Raw genomic sequence first — 19639 nt, forward strand, 5'->3', positions numbered from 1 at the left:
TAAAGGTGAACATATTTAAACAGGGATTGAATTTATTTCACAGTGTTTTAATAATGATATTTTTTTATTGATACATAACAAAAATTTATGAATTTAAAATATTCCATAGCTTTTTAAAATGTTATTTCAACAAATAATCGCGCTGTTACATTGCGTTTTTATAGGGACAAACTAAGCTTATAGGACTGGTCAATATCAAGGATGGTATAAGTTCATGTTAGCTAAACCAATATACGAATTAGTCCCCTACGGATACTTTTTTCTCGGCATCAGTTGTATCACATTAGCCAATGATTATGTGCCCACATTAATCGGTGTCATCTTATTTTTATTAGGTGCTAACATTTGGCGGATGCGTTCTGAAGCCAGAAGAACCGATCATTCAAGCCAGCGAGTTAAACAAAAGAAACTTCGCTATTACTATGAATTTAAACCCTTTATTATTTTTATTTCGGCATTCACTTTGATGCAATGGACACAAAATGAACTCGTCTCTGTGATCAGCATTTTGCTGTGTATTGCGGCTGGGGTCATTCTAAGTATGCGGGTTTTAAACCGTCATAGTCATTCGTTACTTCATTAAAAGACTGCATTAAAAAGAGCGGCTTAGCCGCTCTTTACTTGCTGTTATGCTAATTTATTTAACAGCTCAGTGCGAAGCAATTGATAATCAAACTTAATATCTTCAGCTAAACACTGTTTTGCTAATGCATCTGCCAGTGGTTTCGGCATAGGCAATTCGATGTCTAAAATTTGCTCTACGCTGTCTTTGAATTTAGCTGGGTGTGCAGTCGCTAAAAAGATACCTGCACTGCCATCAGCTAGATTTTCTTTCAAGCCCTGATAAGCAATTGCAGTATGAGGCTCTGCGATGTAACCGGTTTGATGAATTTTTTTCATCACCTCTTTTGTTTCTTCTTCACCTACACAGCTTGAATAAAAGTCATCATAGCTAAACCATTCGTTATCTAGCATAAATTGCACTCGTGGCCAGTTATTCGGTTTACTAACATCCATAGCGTTCGATAACGACTCAAGGGTGTCATTTGGCGCCCACTCTTTGCTTTGTAAGAAACGTGGCACTGTGTCGTTTTGGTTAGTGGTAGCACTTAATTTCGCTACAGGCATACCAAGCACAGCACCAATCATTGCAGCGCACACATTTCCAAAGTTACCACTAGGTACTGAGATATGCGCTTTACTGCGCTGCTCTTTAGGTAATTGAGCAATCGCTTCAAAGTAATAGCACACCTGTGCAACCAAGCGACTGATATTGATTGAGTTTGCTGAATTTAGACCTAGCTTTTGTTTAACTTCGTCGTCTAAAAAGGCTTGCTTTACCATACTTTGGCAATCATCAAAGCTGCCATCAACCGCATAGCAGTGAATGTTATTACCTAAAGTAGTGAATAGTTTTTGCTGCGCTAATGAAATTTTACCTTTCGGGTATAAGATCACGACATCGATATTAGGCTTATTATAAAAGGCATGGGCAACCGCCGCCCCTGTATCGCCTGATGTAGCCGTTAAAATCGTGACTTTTTCGCCCTGATTAAATTGCGCAAGACACTCAGCCATAAAACGGCCGCCAAAGTCTTTAAACGCAAGCGTTGGGCCATGAAATAATTCAAGGCAATAAATGTCTTTTTCTACTTCAACTAATTTCACATCAAAGTTAAACGCATTTTGCACCATCTGTGCAACGGTATCGGCAGGAAGCTCGTCACCAATAAGGTGTGATAAAATCTTGCTGCTACGACTAACAAAGTCTAAATCAAGTAACGCATCAATGTCTTGAATTGGCGTAAGGCTATTAGGGAAGAATACACCTTGATTACGCCCTAAACCCGTTTTTACCGCTTCAACAAACGACACCTGTTGTGTTTCATCTTTTAAATTATGTAATTGCATGTTTATTCCTTAAATTCTTTAAAGCTGTCGTGTGCCAAGCTGATCTAGTTGACAGATGTGGCAGAAGCCCTGCTCATTGATGTAATTATCATTCAGCCACGCTGCACACTTTTGTGCAGCTTCAAGGCTCTTACACACGGTAAATAATGTTGGCCCAGCCCCCGAAATGCTGACTATCTCTGCGCCAAACTCAGGTAAAGCACTTTTAGCTTCTGCAAAGCCTTGAATAAGCGGTGCGCGATGTGGCTCGGCTATTTCATCACTCATAATGGAGAGCGCTGCATCAAAGCGACCTATTAGTAATAAACTACTAAACGCAGAGAGTCGCTGTGCAAACTCAACACTGTCATGCATTGATAATTGCTTTGGCAGTACTGAGCGCGCTTTTGCGGTATTCAGTGAAAAACCTGGAAAAGCCGCTACGTAATACCATTGATTATCAACGGGTAACGAAATTGACTTGTTCGGAATAAGTTCACCAGTTAATTGCAAGCCACCCAAGTAACATGGTGTGATGTTATCGTAATGACGGCCGCCACTAACAATAGCTTCAAAATCAGCCATCAACTCGATAAGTTGCTCTTGAGATAAATTCGTTTCAGCGAACTTATCAAGGGCTGCAAACGCAGCCACTACAGAGCACGCACTTGAACCTAAACCAGAACCAATTGGTAAGTTCTTTTTAAGTTCAAGTTTTACCGCAGGCATAGTCGGCGCAACGTGTTCTTTAAAATGAATTAAACATTGATAAGCCAAGTTTTCTTCAGCATTAGCAGGCAGTTTATGGGCATAGTCGCCAGAGCAAACAAAAGTATCTTGCTCAGCGGCACTCACCTCAACAACATCACCTAATAAGGTGCCATCGATAGGTGCTAGCGCAGCACCTAAAGCATCAAAGCCGACAGCAAAATTCCCGATTGAAGCGGGTGCATATACACGGATCATGACCAGCTCCTAACGTGTTAACGTTTTTAAAATGTCGGCAAATACGCCTGCAGCCGTTACTTCAGCACCTGCGCCATAACCACGGATCACAAACGGACGAGGTTGATAATATTGACTTAAGATGGCCAGTGCATTTTCACCGTCACGGATATCGTAAAGAGCATGGCTACTATCTACAGCTTCAATGCCTACTTTACATTGACCGTTTTCAATAGTGCCCACATAACGAAGTACTTTACCTTCACTTGCAGCGCTTTGAATGCGGTCGTTAAACTGTGCATCAAGTGATGGTAGTTTTGCCATGAAATCTGCTACAGAATCACCTTCTGCAAACCCTTTTGGTAAAACAGATTCAACTTCGATATCGCTTAGTTCTAACTCAAGACCCGATTCACGAGCAATGATCAGTAGTTTTCGAGCAACATCAGTGCCTGATAAATCATCACGCGGATCTGGCTCTGTAAATCCACTTTCTTTTGCTTTTAACGTTGCTTCGCTAAGTGATAAACCATCTTGTAGCGCACCAAACATATACGATAATGAACCAGACAAGATACCGCTGAACTTAATAAGTTCATCACCGGCACCAAATAGCGATTTCAGATTATCAAGAACCGGTAAGCCGGCACCTACGTTTGTTTCGTATAAAAATTTACGATTATTCTTTTGTGTTGCTGCAACTAAATCTTGATAGTAAGCATACGAGCTAGTATTGGCTTTTTTATTTGCCGCAACGACATGGAAACCAGCATTCAAGAAATCAACATATTGCGCAGCAAGTTTATCGGCTGAGCTACAATCTACGATCACTGGATTGATTAAGTGATTTTGTTTAACAAATTGCTCAACCAGATTTAAATCAAATGCCTGCTCTGACTCGGCTAGTTTGTCTTGCCAGCCATCAAATGCAATGCCTTCGCTATCTAGATAAAGCTGTCTTGAGTTAGCAACACCGTATAAGTTCAGTTTAATGTTACGTTTTTCAAGCCATGCTTGTTGACGCTTTAACTGCTGAATAAGTTCTTGGCCTACTAAGCCACAACCAAGTAAAAACACATCGATTGAAGGAATGTGAGTAAAGAAGTTCTCATGGCACACTTTCACCGCGTCGTTGCATAACTCACCGTCGATAACCGCTGAAATGGCGCTTTCTGTTGAATCCTGTGCAATAGCAACAATGTTAACTTGGGCTTGTGCTAATGAGGCAAAGAACTTAGCAGCTAAGCCTTTGTGCGCACGCATGTTATCACCCACTAAAGTGACAATAGCAAGGTTACGTTGTACTTGAACTGGTTCGATTAAACCGGCTTGTGATTCCAATTCAAAAGCAACTTGAAGCGCTTCAAGCGCGAGCGTTAAATCGCTTTCGTGAACACAAAAACTGATACTAAACTCACACGAAGATTGAGTGATTAGCACAATTGAAACATTGTCGTGTGCCAGCGCATTAAATACTTTTGACGCCATGCCCACTTTGCCTTTCATACCTGGACCAGACACAGTTAACATAGCCAGGTTTTGTAAGCTTGATAGCGCTTTAACAGGTTCGTTCGATACACTGTCGTTGCTGATCACAGAACCTTCAGCGCGTGGGTTATGAGTATTTTTGATCTCACACGGCACGCCTGCTTTAGCACAAGGTAAAATCGTTTTCGGGTGCAATACTTTCGCACCAAAGTAAGAAAGCTCCATTGCTTCTTTATAGGATAATGAATCAACTTTAGAGGCTTTTTTGATATAGCGCGGATCCGCATTGTAAACGCCATCTACATCAGTCCAGATCTGGCATACATCAGCTTCTAAACATGCCGCAGCTATTGCTGCTGAGTAATCTGAACCATTGCGACCAAGTGTTGTTAGTTCCCCCTGCTCATTGGCAGCAGTGAAACCCGGCATGATATAAATAGTGCTCGGTGCTGCTTTTAATGCAGCTTGAAAACGTAACTTACTTGCGGTCAAGTCAGCTTCAGCATCAATGTAGCCACCTACAGATGCAATACAGTCTGTTGCTTCTAAATAACGAGCATTACTTTCTTTAAGCATACACTCCATCAAGGCAACACTAACGCGCTCACCAAAACTAATTGCATAAGCACGTACTTGGTCTGGGCAACACTTCAAAAGTGCAACACCATCCAGTTTATTCTTAAGTTCGTTTAAATCAGGCCAATTCACTACCTGACCAAAGTCAGCTTCAACAGCAGCTTTTAATTGTTCACAGCGCGCAACCAATGCTTGCCATAACTCACTAAAATCTTGCCCCTGCTCTGCAGCGCTTGCTAATGCAACTAATGAATCTGTCATGCCACCTGGTGCTGACAGCACTAACAGCATTTCATCGCGTAATTCTTCTTTGACTAACTGAGCTACCTGTTGCAAACATGCGTAGTCGGCCAAGGACGACCCACCAAATTTTAATACTCGCATTATTTATGTTTCCTCATTCCATAAACGAAAAAGGCCTGTGTTCTAGTGAACACAGGCCTATAAATTTGTTGCACCGACCTATGCCACTATCCCGTAAGGATGATGGTTGTAATAATAATGGTCGTTGCGTGATTAAATGTTTTCATAGCCTTTAGACTGCCTTAAATGTAGCCAAGCTGTCAACCCTTAAAGAAAAGATAAATTATGCACTTTTGTTATACAAAAGATTAATGAATACCAAACTTATGCAAAGTTGCTTTCAGTCGAACAATATCTATTGGCTTATCGATGAAATCAATGGCTCCCAAACTAACTACTTTTTGCTTCATTTGCGCTTGAATATCAGCTGAAATCACTATAACAAAGCACTCTATTTTCTCTGCTTTGATCGTTTCAAGTACAGCAACACCATCTAGCTCTGGCATAGTTAAATCCAAACACAATAGATCAAAGTTTTGCTCGCGTAGTAAAGCAAGTGCTTCTCGACCATTGGTTGCTTGTTGAATATCAGCACTTAAACAGTTACCTAAGCACCGAACTACTTGTTTGCGAGCTATACTTGAATCATCACAAACCAGTATTGAAAAATTAGGGTTATTCATGAATATAAAAATCTTCGCTGTAGCAAATACAACATCTAAAAAGGCTAAAGTAAAAGACAAGCGAAATTTATAACACACTTTTATTGGTGCAGTAAGGTTAAGTTTTTTTAAAAAATAGTAACAATTTATAAATACTCCAGTAAAAAAGGATTTATTTATTTATTTTTAACCGTTTATTAGCTAACTTTAGAACTAATTGAATGTATTACAAATGTAACCAAGGAGCTATGGGTATTCTATGTTACAGAAAAGCCTATCAAAAGAATTGTTAACAAATGTGCTCTCGGTCTACTTCTTACTCACTTTTGTAGTGACCTGTGGGCAGGTTATTGCTGAATATGTAAACACTAAAGATTACATTCGTGACGAATTAACCACTTTACAAAAAACATTTAGCCGTAGTTTAACCCGTGCAATTTGGGAACTTAACGATAAACAAACCATCACAACAGCTGAAGGCTTACTCGCAATCCCTATGATCGAAGGCATTATTGTGCGCGATGATAGTGGCGAGGTACTCTCACAATTAGGTCGCTCATTAGATATTCACGAGCTATATAGCCAGCAGTTAGTGCAAGAAGAAGCGATAATTGAAGATACACCATCCGGTTTATTCGGCTATACATTTCCGCTTATTTTTGAGTTTTCGGGTAAAACAACTCAAGTAGGCGATGTAACCTTATTCTCAAGCCGAGAAGTGGTATTTAGCCGCATCATGATCTCTATTTATTTTCTAATCGGTAACGCAATGATCAAAACCACCTTTTTGATCATACTTTTCTTACTAGCATTTAGAAAACGCTTAACTGAACCACTTGCGCAATTTACAGAACAAATTGAAGATCTTGAACTAAACGATTTAGAAGGCCGCCATATCGAGATCCACACAACTGAACACAACGAATTAAAAGTAATGGAAGAATCTTTTAACCGTTTAATAGATAAAGTTGTTCTCTACCGAGAAGAGCTGGAACATACTCAGAAAGAGCTTGTACTTAGTAATGAAAAACTCGACCAACATAATTTACAGTTAGAGCAAGAAGTCGCGCGCAAAACATCTAACCTTAGCCAAGCGATGATGGATTTGCAGCAACAGAAATATGAATTAGAAAAACAAAAGCTAACACTGACTGAAGAGATAGACCTTCGTAAACAAACTGAACAAGAACTCATAACCAAGCAAACTGAGTTACAGCGCTATGTTGATGAGTTGAACTTAGCACAGGAGCGCCTAGTCGGCTCCGAGAAAATGGCTGCTTTAGGCGGCTTAGTTGCAGGTATTACCCATGATGTAAATACACCAATCGGGATTGGTGTGACTGCGACTTCATTTTTACAAGAACGTTTAGATCAGATTGAAGCGGCATACAAAGAAAAAACCTTATCACCAAAAGCGCTTGAAGAGTTTATTAATGACGCCAAGCAAAGCACTAGCTTACTTACTAGTAATTTAGACCGTGCATCAGAGTTGGTTGCAAGTTTCAAACAAATTGCAGTCGATCAAGCTAGTGAAGCAGTACGTACTATTAATTTCAAAGAGTATTTAGGTGAAGTGATCCGCTCTTTACATCCAAAACTAAAGAAAACATCTCATCATATCAATTTAGATTGCCCTGAAGATTTAACACTCAACCTGCCTGCAGGCGCTATTAGCCAAATTTTTACAAACTTGATCATGAACGCACTTATTCATGGCTTTGAAGGTATTGAAAGTGGCATCATAGATATCATAATTAAAGACGAAGAAGATGAAGTCGTTATCGACTTTAAAGATAATGGTAATGGTGTATCCGAACATCAGCTAGAAAAACTGTTTGACCCGTTCTTCACAACCAAGCGTGATCAGGGTGGCAGTGGGTTAGGTACTCATATCACTTTAAACTTAGTGAAGCAAACCCTTGGCGGTGATATAGAAGTAACAAGCGAAGTTGGAAAAGGCTTGCATTACCATATTAGTTTCCCAAAAAACATGCCTAAACCGCTCTCAATGTTTAACTCATAAGCAATTCGTACTGATGGCGAAATGATTCATTTCGGCATCAGTTTTTTATTGTTATGATTGGGCAAATTTATTGAAAGGATTAGCCTAATTATGTGGTTTAGTAACCTTATCTGCTACCGTTTTAAACAAGACGTTTCATACTCTCAAGAAGACTTCGACAAAGCCCTAGAACAAGATCTGTTCCGCTCATGTACAGGCCAAGAGCTTTCAACATTTGGTTGGACAAAAGCCTTTGGTAAGCATGGTCAAACTCTATCTCACTTCTCTCAAGACAGCATTTTAGTATGCGCTAAGCGTGAAGAAAAAGTACTGCCTGCGGCCGTTATCAACGAATTGGTTGCAGAGAAAGTTGAGCAAATCGAAGCGGAAGAAAACCGTCCGGTAAAGAAAAAAGAAAAAGACGAACTAAAAGAAAATATTCTGCACACTTTACTGCCTCAAGCATTTAAAAAGTCGAGCCTACAGTTTGCGTTTATTGACCAAAAGAATGGCTGGGTTGTCGTTAACAGCGCAAGCTTTAATAAAGCAGAAGAGCTTTTAGCCCTACTTCGTAAATCACTTGGCACGCTACCTGTCGTACCTGCATTTGCTAATTATGATTTAGATGTATTTTTAACAGATTGGTTAACTAATTTCAGCACTCCTGAAGGCTTCTCTATCGGTAACGATGCAGAGCTTGAAGAAGCCGATGACAGTGGTGCTCAGGTTAAATTGAAAGGCCATGACTTATCATGTGACGAAGTAAAGTCACACCTAGAAAATGGTAAGCGCGTAACTAAACTGGCTCTTGATTGGCAAGAACGCGTTAAGTTCATGCTACAAAACGATGGTTCGATTAAGCGTCTAAGCTATTCAGAAACATTAAAAGAAGAAAACGCCGACATTCCAAAAGAAGATATGGCGGTAAAACTTGATGCAGACTTCATCTTAGCGTCAGAAGAAATTAAACAGTTGCTAGAAGAGCTGACCCAAGGCTTAGGCGACGCTGAAGATTTATAAAATTAACCTAAATGTTAATTAACAAAAAGCGCGACTTGGTCGCGCTTTGTGTTTTTAGCTATTCAGTAAAAATGGCTTTGACCTCATCAAGCATATCGTGATATTCGTCTTCATTAAATAACTCAAGCGATTCTATTACGCCTTTATCTACATATGTTTGCAATGCTGCCGATTTGTCAGAAACCTGCAAGATGCCTTCTAAAATCGCGCCAATACGAATAAAGTCAACATAGCATATATGCTCTGGACGATAGTTTGGATTTGCCCAGCTTTCAGCAACTTCGACGAACTCATCAGTAAAGCCCCAAGCACGCATAATTGCGCCACCTACTTTGCCTCCTAACTTTTGGATAGCGTGTGCCAAAAAACTTGGATTTGCAAAAACTTCAGGGTGCTTTTCAGCCTCAGTCAAAATTGGCAACACGCCTATGTTATAGACTAATGAAGCTAGCGTAATGGTATCTCGGTTCAGTGATGTTTGCTTATTTCGACGTAAGAAAAAGTCCATTAGAGTAATTGAGTGACATGCAACTTTAAGGGTTTTTTGCCATGCTTTATCCATATACCCTTTTATCAGCTCATTATGCGATACAAACAATTGTTCCATCGCCATTGCGGTGGCAATATTTTTGATTTGACGTAGACCAATTCGTGTGACGGCTTGATGAAGATTGGTGACTTTAACTGAGCGCCCCATAAATGCACTGTTGGCCACTTTAATCATTCGTGCCGATAACGCTGGATCATGGGAGATAACATCTGCCATATCCATCAAGTTTACTTCTGGGTTATCTGCTGCTTGCCTCACTTTTACTGCAACTTCAGGTAATGTCGGTAACACTAAAGTGTCATTATTTATTCTGTCGACCAATATGGTCAGTAATGCATTCTCTGTTGACATATGCGTGCCATCCTCTTGGGTTAGTTTGCCAAAATAAAGACAAACTAATGACTGACATTATTAGATTAGTTCTTGTTTTAGTATTGTCTAACTTAACGCTAAAGTTAAGAAAATCACAGAAATTATCTCTTTTTATGCTTTTTAATCATGTAACTGATAAATAAACATCGCTTCTAGCGCTGTATACTTGCCATGTATATGGCAGGTTTGCTTTAATGCATACACTTTTTGTTTTAATAACAATGACTCTCACTAAAATCGGGAACGGGCAAAATGACATTAAATAAAATTAGCCAAGCACTTATCTTATCAGGTGCTGTTTTTCTTGGTGCATGTTCTGATCAGCAAGCAACCACTTCTCAAACTCAGCCTGCTGCAGAGCAAACAAAGCAAAGTATTGAACAGAACAACCCACAACTTATCAATGCAGATGAAAACCGTTTAGACATTTACACAGACTTCACACTTACTTCTGATCTTAGCCACCTGAGTGATAACCAAAAGCAAATGGTTGGTAAGTTGATCGATGCCTCAAAAATTATGGATGAGCTATTCTGGCGCCAAGCATTTGGTGAGAACAAAGACGCTTTCTTAGCAAAAATCAATGATGAAAAAGTTCAAAAGTTTGCAGATATCAACTACGGCCCTTGGGATCGCTTAAACGGCGACCAAGTTTTCTTATCAGGTTATGAAGAAAAGCCTCTAGGCGCTGAATTTTACCCAAGCGATATCACTAAAGAAGAATTAAACAACGCAATCGTTGATGACAAAACAGGTCTTTACTCAGTGATCAAACGTGACGAGAAAGGCCTTCTTTACAGTGTGGCTTACTCTGTTGAGTACGCACAAGAGCTAGAAAAAGCAGCCAACTTGTTACGTGAAGCAAGCAAGCTAGCTGATGATAAAGAATTCGCTAACTACTTAAGCATGCGTGCAGATGCACTAGTAAATGATGACTTTCAACCATCTGATTTTGCATGGATGGATATGAAAAATAACCCTATTGATGTGGTTATTGGTCCTATTGAAACCTATGAAGATCAACTATTTGGTTACCGTGCGGCGTATGAATCTTATGTACTAATCAAAGACTTGGCATGGAGCGAGCGTTTAGCTAAATTCGCTGCTTTCTTACCAGAGCTACAAAAAGGTTTACCTGTAGACGAAAAATATAAGCAAGAAGTCCCAGGTTCAGACGCTGACTTAAATGCTTATGATGTCGTTTATTACGCAGGCCACTCAAATGCGGGTAGTAAAACAATTGCTATCAACTTGCCAAATGATGAGCAAGTACAGCTAGAAAAAGGCACACGTCGTTTACAGCTTAAAAACGCAATGCGTGCTAAGTTCGATAAAATCTTAGTGCCTATTTCAGAGCAGCTAATTGTTCCTGAGCAACGTAAACACATTACCTTTGACGCTTTCTTCGCAAACACTATGTTCCACGAAGTAGCGCACGGTTTAGGCATTAAAAACACCATTACGGGTAAGGGTACTGTTCGCCAATCATTGCAAGAGCATGCAAGTGCCCTTGAAGAAGGTAAAGCGGATATCTTAGGTCTTTACATGGTTGAGCAATTACTTAAGAAAGGCGAGATCACTGACGGTACATTAGAAGATTACTACATCACCTTTATGGCTGGTATCTTCCGTTCAGTGCGTTTTGGTGCTTCAAGCGCACATGGTAAAGCGAATATGATCCGCTTTAACTTCTTCGCTGAAGAAGGCGCATTTTCTAAAAATGCTGACGGCTTATACAGCGTTAACATGGAGAAAATGAGCCAAGCAATGGAAAAACTATCGCGCTTAATCTTAACGATTCAAGGTGACGGTGATTACCAAAAAGTTGATCAGCTAATCGCAACTCATGGTGAGATCAAAGCTGAGCTAGCGAAAGATTTAGAAAAATTAAGCCAAGCTAATATCCCAGTTGATGTTACTTTCAAACAAGGCAAAGAAGTATTAGGCCTTTAATACCAGCCTTGTCTGATATAAAAAACGCTGCAATTGCAGCGTTTTTTATTATTCACGTGCGACAAAACTTAATCCATATTTGCTATTCAGCTGGACTATATCACCACTAATCAACATCTTATTAAACTCTGAATTAAAGTCCTCTATAAACTCATTAAGCTCCCGTTGCTTAGTGAAACCATAATAGCCTTGATTCACCGTAATGATTGGCGACAGCATGATGACCTTACTAGAAATTGATAAATCATCAATAATCGGAAGAGCAGCTCGCGGGTGAGTCATCACTAGATCAACTCGATTATGCATTAACTGTAAAAAACTAGCTTTAACACTCGCCACTTCTGACAAAGTTAAACTTGATTTATTGCGTTTAAATTCTGAACCATAATTCCAACCCCGAGTAATACCAATCACGTCTTTACGTAAGCTTGCGAAATTACCAGCCCAAGTTACATCGCTATTTTTTTTGGTAAAAAAGACAATAGGATCTTCATAAAATGGCAAGGCACTAAATTGCATATATTGTTGACGTTGAAGAGACTTATAAGGACCGATAATGGCATCTGCATGGCCTTGCTCAACCATTTTTAAAGCACGCTTTAGTGGCATGATATCGATGACGAGTTCATGCCCAAGGCGTCGACAAATTTCATGAGCAATATCAGCACCTAAACCAATCACTGTACCTTGTTGATCTTGTTCTAAGATTGTGGGGAAATGGCTCCCAACAAAGTAATAACTTTTTGCTGTTACGGAAAATGAACATAGAAAAGCCAATACGGCTATTACTGTGCTTTTCACTTTTATTAGTCTCTTATTTTTCGCATCTACTTAGCTTAGCGCAATTTAATATGATTGATTAAAAATGTGCTCTTAGTTGCTCTATTTGTTCATCGCTATATGGAACTGCCGGTAATTTACCCCAAATAGGCGCAGGCCAAGCCGGATCGGTAGTGAAGCGTGCAATATGATGAACATGTAATTGCGGCACCATATTACCCAATGCTGCTATATTGAGTTTGTCTGGGCTGAATACCTGTTGTAACAACTTACTCAGTTTGCCCGACTCTTGTAATAAGGTAATTTGTAGCTCTTCAGACAGATCGATAATCTCTTTAACGTCCGCAACTCTTGGCACTAAGATAAACCAAGGGTATTGGCTATCATTCATCAGCAATACTTTACACAGTGGCCAATCCGCAAGTTCAATGCAGTCGCGTTGTAGTTCTGGGGCCAGAGAAAACGACGTATCAGTATTTTTCATCAATAAATCCTTTGATATTGGGTAATCAAATCCTACTTTATAGCATTTTGTTGCAGTTGCCTAAGCTTACCATTAACATCATGGCAGTTTTTATTCGAGCGAAGGTACTCCTGTGCTAAAAAAAATTAAATCTCTCTCACTTGCTCTGCCAGTGGTGGCCACTGCATTTAGTGTGACTGCTGAACCACTCACACTTGAGCGTATTTTTGACGATCCAAGCTTAGCAGGCAAAGCGCCTGTACAACTTAAATTCTCTCCAGACGGCAGTCGTGTCACTTACCTGCAAGGTAAAACCGATGATTACAACCGCTACGATCTATGGGAATACAACTTAAAAGATAACAAAAACCGCTTATTAGTTGACTCTGCTGCGCTATTTTCTGGTCCAGAAAACTTATCTGATGAAGAAAAAGCACGCCGTGAGCGCCAACGTATTTTTGGTAAAGGGATCTTAGAATATAAATGGTCTAAAGATGGTAAAGCGCTTTTATTCCCACTTAATGGCGACCTTTACTATTACGAGCTTGCCTCAGCTAAAAGCCGCAAATTAACCGACACAGACGCATTTGAAACCGATGCACGCTTCTCACCTAAAGGGCACTTCGTATCGTTTATTCGTGAGCAAAACCTATACGCACTTAACTTAAAAACGGGTCAAGAAATCCAATTAAGTAAAGATGGTGGCGGTGTTATTAAAAACGGTATGGCCGAGTTTGTTGCGCAAGAAGAAATGGGCCGTATGACTGGCTACTGGTGGTCTGGTGATGAGTCTAAAATCGCTTATACCCGTGTTGATGAAAGCCCAGTAAAAGAAGCGATCCGTAATGAAATTTACGCCGATGAAGTAAAGCTTTTTAACCAACGCTACCCGTTTACAGGTACCGACAACGTTAAAATTCAGTTAGGTGTTGTAAGCATCAACAATCAAAAAACTGACTGGGTTGATTTAGGCGACGATCAAGATATCTATATCGCTCGCGCAAAATGGTTAAAAGATAACAAAACGCTTTCTTATCAGTGGCAAGACCGCTCGCAACATAACTTAGAGTTACGTTTTTATAATAGCGACACTAAAAAACAAACGGTTGCCCTAACAGAAACCAGTGATACTTGGATTAACCTACACTTTGATTTGCAATTCTTAAACGATAAAAAGCATTTCGTTTGGGCATCTGAGCGCGACGGTTTTAAACACCTTTATTTATACCGCACAAACGGTGAAATGATCCGTCAAATCACCCAAGGTGAATGGGTTGTTGATAGCTTAAAAGGTATCGATGAGAAAAAAGGCATCGTGTATTTTGCAGGTCGTAAAGACACAGCACTTGAGAGCCACCTTTACAGCGTACCGCTATTCAAAAAAGGCGAAATTAAGCGCGTAACTGAGCTAGGCGCTTACCATAATGTGGTGATTGCTAAAGATAACAAAACCTTTATCGATAACAGCTCATCAGTGAATAAGCCTGGCTCTGCGGCATTACGTAAAATTAATGGCGAATTTATCACTTGGCTTGAAGAAAACAAGTTAGATAAGTCACACCCATTAACGCCTTACCTAGCTGATTTGATCACCCCAGAATACGGCACACTAACGGCTGAAGACGGGCAAATCATGCATTACCGTTTATTCAAGCCAACTAATTACCAAGACGGTAAAAAGCACCCAGTTATTGTTAACGTGTATGGCGGTCCTCATGCTCAGCGTGTAACAAACAGCTGGCGTAGTAAAAACTTATACTTCCAATACATGGCACAACAAGGCTATGTTATTTTCCAACTTGATAACCGTGGTTCATACAACCGTGGTAAAAAGTTTGAAGACGTGATTTATAAGCACTTAGGTGTGGCTGAAGTGGCAGACCAAATTAAAGGTGTCGAGTTCTTACGCACCCTTGATTACGTTGATCCTGAGCGTATTGGTATTTATGGCCACAGCTACGGTGGTTACATGGCGCTTATGACCATGTTTAAAGCGGGCGACTACTTCAAAGCCGGTGTTTCTGGTGCGCCAGTTACTGATTGGGCACTTTACGACACTCACTACACTGAGCGTTATGTAGGTCACCCTGCAACAAACGCGAAAGGTTACGAAGCAAGTGCTGTCTTCCCGTATGCTGAAGGCTTAAAAGGCCCACTGATGATTTATCACGGTATGGCTGATGATAACGTGTTATTCACTCACGCCACTAAGTTATTCAAACAACTGCAAGATCAAGAAAAACAGTTCGAAATGATGACTTACCCGGGTTCAAAACACAGTTTACGTGGCAAGAGCGTACAAACGCACTTACACCAAACTATCACAAGTTTCTTCAACCGACACTTTAACGTTGAATAATCACGTTCAATTTCGGTAACTTAGACTAAAGGCTGATTGTTAAATCAGCCTTTTTTTTGTCTCAATGTATTCTACTATTTAACTAGATTTTCGACCTATTTTGGCTACGCTTAATACATTGCTCTTATGAGCATGACGAAGGAACACACATGAATTACTTACGCCGTTTTACAATTTTTCAGCGCCTCGCCATGTTAGTGAGTGTGGTCGTGATAGGGCTGATATTTTTGAGCGTCTCGAGTTTAACGCAGCAATACAGCTCGCTAAAGCAAGAGCAATACATAAAAACCCAAAACCTTGTTGAGTCAGCCTACTCTATTATCGAGCATAACTATGCGTTGTTTGAGCAAGGTAAGCTGAGTGAGCAACAAGCCAAGCAAGCAGCCCTCGAAACAATTTCTGCACTACGTTATGACAATAACAATTACTTTTGGATCAACGATTATGAACCCGTTATGGTCATGCACCCGTTTAAGCCAGAATTAAATGGTAAATCGCTAGCGGGCAGTAAAGATCCAGATGGTGTGTTGTTATTTGTCGATATGGTTAATATCGTCAAAAAACAAGGAGAGGGTTTTATTCCCTATAAGTGGCCAAAGCCAGGTAAAGATCAGCCCGTTGATAAAATTGCCTACGTAAAAGGGTTTGCAAAGTGGCAATGGATTGTTGGCTCTGGTGTCTACATTGATACCATTGAAGAGGCCTTCTCGTCACTTCGTACCCATGTCATTATCACCGCGGTAGTGATTATTGCCCTACTGGTTGCGCTTAGCTACCTAATTGCCAATAGCATTCTTCGTCCGACACAACTTGCTGCAAATATGATGAAAGATATCTCACAAGGTGAAGGTGATTTAACTCAAAAGCTTGATGAAAACGGCAATGATGAAGTGTCTCGTTTGTCGCGCTACTTTAATTTGTACACGGCCAAAATGCGTGAGTCACTAAAACATGTTGCCGACAACGCAGAGCAAGTGAATCAGTTTGCCCACAGCGTTGATGATGCCAGCAAAACCAATCATTCATTTATAGAACTGCAAAACGACAGCTCAACTCAAGTGGCCACGGCGATGGAACAAATGACCCATCAAATTCATGATGTCAGTCAGAATGCTGAACAAGCTGAGCATGCCGCTAACGAAGCTGCACAAAATGCCGAAGCAGGCAAGCAGGTTCTTAACAAGACCATCACCGCCATTGAAACCTTGTCGCGTAACATTGAACAAGTGAGTAAGGTTACTGCCGACCTTGCTGCAGAGAGTACCAACATAGGCTCAGTGCTTGATGTTATCCGCAGCATTGCAGAGCAAACCAACTTACTGGCACTCAATGCAGCCATTGAAGCAGCACGTGCTGGTGAGCAAGGTCGAGGCTTTGCCGTTGTAGCTGACGAAGTGAGAACTTTGGCAAGCCGTACAGGTAAAAGTACCGATGAAATTCAAGCTATGATCAGTAAACTACAAACCGGTGCACAAGCTGCTGTTGATGCTGTATCAGCAAGTCAGCAGTTATCAAGTGAAACGGTTTCACAGGCAGGTGAAGCAAATAGTTCGCTAAGTGAGATTGAGCGACTTGTCTCTATTATTAAAGATATGAACAGCCAAATTGCCCGCGCTACCGAGCAACAAACCAGCGCCGCAGATGAAGTTAACTTGCGGATTAATGAGCTTTCACAATCAACCGAGCAATCACTGTCGAATACCCAAGGACTTTCGAACGCCAGTGATAATTTAAAGCATAGCTCACAAGCATTGAGCGATGTAGTTAACCGTTTCAAACTCGATTGATCACAGCACTTCAAAAGCCCTGCAATGGTTTGCGGGGTTTTTCTATAACCTTTCTTTTTTATCCCCTAGTAATTTTTGAAGCCACTAAAAATTCAACCCACTGATTTAATTAGATCTTTATTAAATAGATAAAAAAAAGATGATAAATAGATATTAACGAGATTTACATAAATAAATTAAAAAGGAACTAATGGGGTGTGCTGAATTAAATTGCCATTGGCATTTAATCACTATTACAAAAATAATAAGGAGCGATACCAAAGTGCCTTCAAGAAACATACACCCCAAAAAGAACACACACTTAAAGCGTACTATGTTAGCTGCAATTTGCACTTACTCGCTACTCGGAGTAACTAATCAAGCGCTGGCAGATACAACTCAAACAAAACAAATTCCATTACACTTTATTGTTGCAGCAACCGATAAAGATGGCGCTAATGCCAAAGTTGACCAAGCCACTATTGAGCAATCAATTGAAAACTTAAATTCACATTATCAAGGTACAGGTTACTCATATCACTATAAATCTACTGACTTCGTAACCAACGAAGAGATGCCTGGTTTTTATGACGACGATTACTCACCAGACAATAGAGTGTTATTTATTGAGCCTTATTTTGATAAATCAGCTTTAAATGTCATGGTCGCAGACTTTGATGGCGTCAATGGTAATGCGTTTTTTCCTTACTTTGGCGTAGATGGTGTGTTAATTGATACAGAAGACCTTGTTACAACGACACTCGCACATGAAATCGGCCATAACCTCAGTTTATTGCATACCTTTGCCGATGGTGATGATGAACCTATTTCAGTGCAAATCGGTGAACGTGGCTACTTGTACGGTGACCAGATAATCGACACCCCTCCTTCTTTTGATGACTTAGATGATGATATTGAAAATTGCGAATACACAGGCTCTGCCGAAGATGAAGAAGGTACTCCCTACGCCCCTGATGCCAAAAACATAATGAGCCAAGGAAAAAATACCTGCCGTACGCACTTTTCTGCACAACAAATAGACCGTATGCAGTACGTTTTGCAAAGAGATAAATACCATCTTTTTAATCAATTTGGTGAAGGTAGAACCGTACCAAACTGCGAAAACTCAATTATAGTTACTCAATTCCCACATATAGATGGCTTTAATTTTAATCAAGAAATAGCGCAGCCATGGGTTCAAGATGTAGCTAATAACGGCTTCTTTTTTAGAACCTCACCTGATTCAAATTCAAGCAGAACAGGTGCTGATGAACCCTTTGAGGGGCACAGCTATTTACAAATTGATAGTAGCAAACGGGATGACACTGATTTTGATGACATTGTATATGCCAAAAAAGGTGACAAATTAAACTACTTAAGCCCTTGCTATGACTTGAGCTTCATCGAAAAACCGACATTGGAGTTTTACTTCAATATGCACGGCAAAGATATGGGAACTAGTATTATCGAGGTATCCGCCGATAATGCGCAAACGTGGGCTGAGTTATGGCGAAAAGAAGGCCAACAACACTCCGACGGCGACATTTGGGAAAAAGTGACGGTTGATCTATCTAACTACAGAACAACTCCCGCACAGCTGAGACTAAGTCATATTATAGAAGGTGAAAAAGGTGATGCGTCATTTGATCTTTTCACCATTTCGGGCACTCTACCTCAGCAAGATTATGAATTTAATAGTAATACTCTCAATATAGCCGAAAACGAAAATGAAGTAACATTCAAGGTCATTAAAAACTCAGGCTTAGATAGTAGTTCGAAAATACGAATTTACACCGAAGACGTGGATGCTATTGCTGGAGAAGATTATACAGCACTTGATGAGACCCTTACTTTTTCGAGCCAAGAAACTGAAAAAGAACTAGCTATAAATATATTTGATAATAATGAAGTTGATGGTTCTCGCTCGTTTAATATCAAACTAGCATCTGATGAAAGTGACATAATCTTCAATGAATCAATTGTAACGATTGAAGACAACGATGTTGATTTCAGCTATGAGTTAGGCATTTCAGACACACAAATATCAGAAAATAGCGGCCAACTATTAGTTGGTATAATCAAATCCGATCCAACCGATTTTGAAACAAAAGTTCGTATAAAAACGACGGATGATAGCGCGGTCGGCGGCACTGATTTTACAGCTCTTGATGAAGTACTTACCTTTGCTCAAGGCGAAACACAAAAAAACATTACGATCGACATTATTGATAATTCAGAGGTAGATGGCTCAAGACGCTTCACTCTCGTATTAGAGTCTGAATCATTCAATGAAAAATACGCTGATGAAGTAATCACAATCACCAATGAAGATGGTATTCCAGAGCATGCAACTCCAGATGATAAAGCAAGCGGCAGTGTATCAGGTTACTTTACACTAATGCTCGGCGCACTGTGCTTTATTCGTAGAAACCGAAAGAAGAACATAAAAGACTAAACCTGACCAAGCATAGGCTTTAGAGCACAGGGTTGTGTCTAAAGCTTATGCTTTT

14 protein-coding genes are annotated in these 19639 nt (G+C 40.1%); 7 read left to right on the forward strand and 7 right to left on the reverse strand.

Going from position 1 to position 19639, the window contains the following annotated elements; all coding sequences use genetic code 11:
• Positions 1–214 precede the first annotated feature (214 nt).
• Positions 215–583, forward strand: coding sequence for a hypothetical protein (locus CWB80_RS03635; protein WP_063702240.1), 369 nt, complete (start codon positions 215–217; stop codon positions 581–583).
• A gap of 44 nt (positions 584–627) precedes the next feature.
• Here CWB80_RS03635 and thrC read toward each other — a convergent pair whose 3' ends face one another.
• From thrC to CWB80_RS03655, 4 genes are all read right to left on the reverse strand, one after another.
• The gene (gene thrC, locus CWB80_RS03640) at positions 628–1911 is read right to left on the reverse strand and encodes a threonine synthase (protein ID WP_138600406.1); all 1284 of its coding nucleotides are present in this window, start codon (positions 1909–1911) and stop codon (positions 628–630) included.
• 18 nt (positions 1912–1929) lie between these two features.
• A complete protein-coding gene (gene thrB, locus CWB80_RS03645) occupies positions 1930–2856 on the reverse strand; it encodes a homoserine kinase (protein ID WP_138600404.1) in 927 nt (308 codons plus the stop codon).
• Between the two features lie 9 nt (positions 2857–2865).
• Positions 2866–5283, reverse strand: coding sequence for a bifunctional aspartate kinase/homoserine dehydrogenase I (gene thrA, locus CWB80_RS03650; protein ID WP_138600402.1), 2418 nt, complete (start codon positions 5281–5283; stop codon positions 2866–2868).
• A gap of 227 nt (positions 5284–5510) precedes the next feature.
• A complete protein-coding gene (locus CWB80_RS03655) occupies positions 5511–5885 on the reverse strand; it encodes a response regulator (protein ID WP_138600400.1) in 375 nt (124 codons plus the stop codon).
• 238 nt (positions 5886–6123) lie between these two features.
• On the opposite strand from CWB80_RS03655, the gene CWB80_RS03660 reads away from it, so the two are divergent.
• Together CWB80_RS03660 and rdgC are read left to right on the forward strand one after the other, a co-directional pair.
• Complete coding sequence (locus CWB80_RS03660; protein WP_054552582.1) at positions 6124–7887, forward strand: sensor histidine kinase; 1764 nt, start codon at positions 6124–6126, stop codon at positions 7885–7887.
• Between the two features lie 90 nt (positions 7888–7977).
• A complete protein-coding gene (gene rdgC / locus CWB80_RS03665; protein ID WP_054552583.1) occupies positions 7978–8886 on the forward strand; it encodes a recombination-associated protein RdgC in 909 nt (302 codons plus the stop codon).
• Positions 8887–8944: 58 nt separating this feature from the next.
• Here the strand turns inward: rdgC and CWB80_RS03670 are convergent, their stop codons facing one another.
• Positions 8945–9787 carry an HDOD domain-containing protein gene (locus CWB80_RS03670; RefSeq protein ID WP_054552584.1) on the reverse strand — a complete coding sequence of 281 codons (843 nt, stop codon included), beginning with the start codon at positions 9785–9787 and terminating at the stop codon, positions 8945–8947.
• A 273-nt stretch (positions 9788–10060) separates the two neighbouring features.
• On the opposite strand from CWB80_RS03670, the gene CWB80_RS03675 reads away from it, so the two are divergent.
• Positions 10061–11761, forward strand: a complete 1701-nt coding sequence (locus CWB80_RS03675; protein ID WP_138600398.1) for a DUF8614 domain-containing protein — start codon at positions 10061–10063, stop codon at positions 11759–11761.
• A 48-nt stretch (positions 11762–11809) separates the two neighbouring features.
• Here CWB80_RS03675 and CWB80_RS03680 read toward each other — a convergent pair whose 3' ends face one another.
• Entirely contained in the window at positions 11810–12562 is a 753-nt protein-coding gene (locus tag CWB80_RS03680; protein WP_171041485.1) for a substrate-binding periplasmic protein, read from the reverse strand.
• A gap of 58 nt (positions 12563–12620) precedes the next feature.
• On the reverse strand, positions 12621–13025 hold the full coding sequence (locus tag CWB80_RS03685) for an HIT domain-containing protein (RefSeq protein WP_138600394.1): 405 nt from the start codon (positions 13023–13025) through the stop codon (positions 12621–12623).
• Positions 13026–13137: 112 nt separating this feature from the next.
• Here CWB80_RS03685 and CWB80_RS03690 point away from each other — a divergent pair, with 112 nt between their 5' ends.
• The 3 genes from CWB80_RS03690 to CWB80_RS03700 all read left to right on the forward strand — a co-directional run bounded on the left by CWB80_RS03690 (position 13138) and on the right by CWB80_RS03700 (position 19584).
• The gene (locus CWB80_RS03690; RefSeq protein ID WP_138600392.1) at positions 13138–15363 is read left to right on the forward strand and encodes a S9 family peptidase; all 2226 of its coding nucleotides are present in this window, start codon (positions 13138–13140) and stop codon (positions 15361–15363) included.
• A 149-nt stretch (positions 15364–15512) separates the two neighbouring features.
• On the forward strand, positions 15513–17150 hold the full coding sequence (locus tag CWB80_RS03695) for a methyl-accepting chemotaxis protein (RefSeq protein ID WP_138600390.1): 1638 nt from the start codon (positions 15513–15515) through the stop codon (positions 17148–17150).
• A 313-nt stretch (positions 17151–17463) separates the two neighbouring features.
• Positions 17464–19584, forward strand: a complete 2121-nt coding sequence (locus tag CWB80_RS03700) for a Calx-beta domain-containing protein (protein WP_171041486.1) — start codon at positions 17464–17466, stop codon at positions 19582–19584.
• Positions 19585–19639 lie beyond the last annotated feature (55 nt).

This window comes from Pseudoalteromonas sp. S1650 (genome assembly GCF_005887195.1).
GTDB classification, from domain to species: Bacteria; Pseudomonadota; Gammaproteobacteria; order Enterobacterales; family Alteromonadaceae; genus Pseudoalteromonas; species Pseudoalteromonas simplex.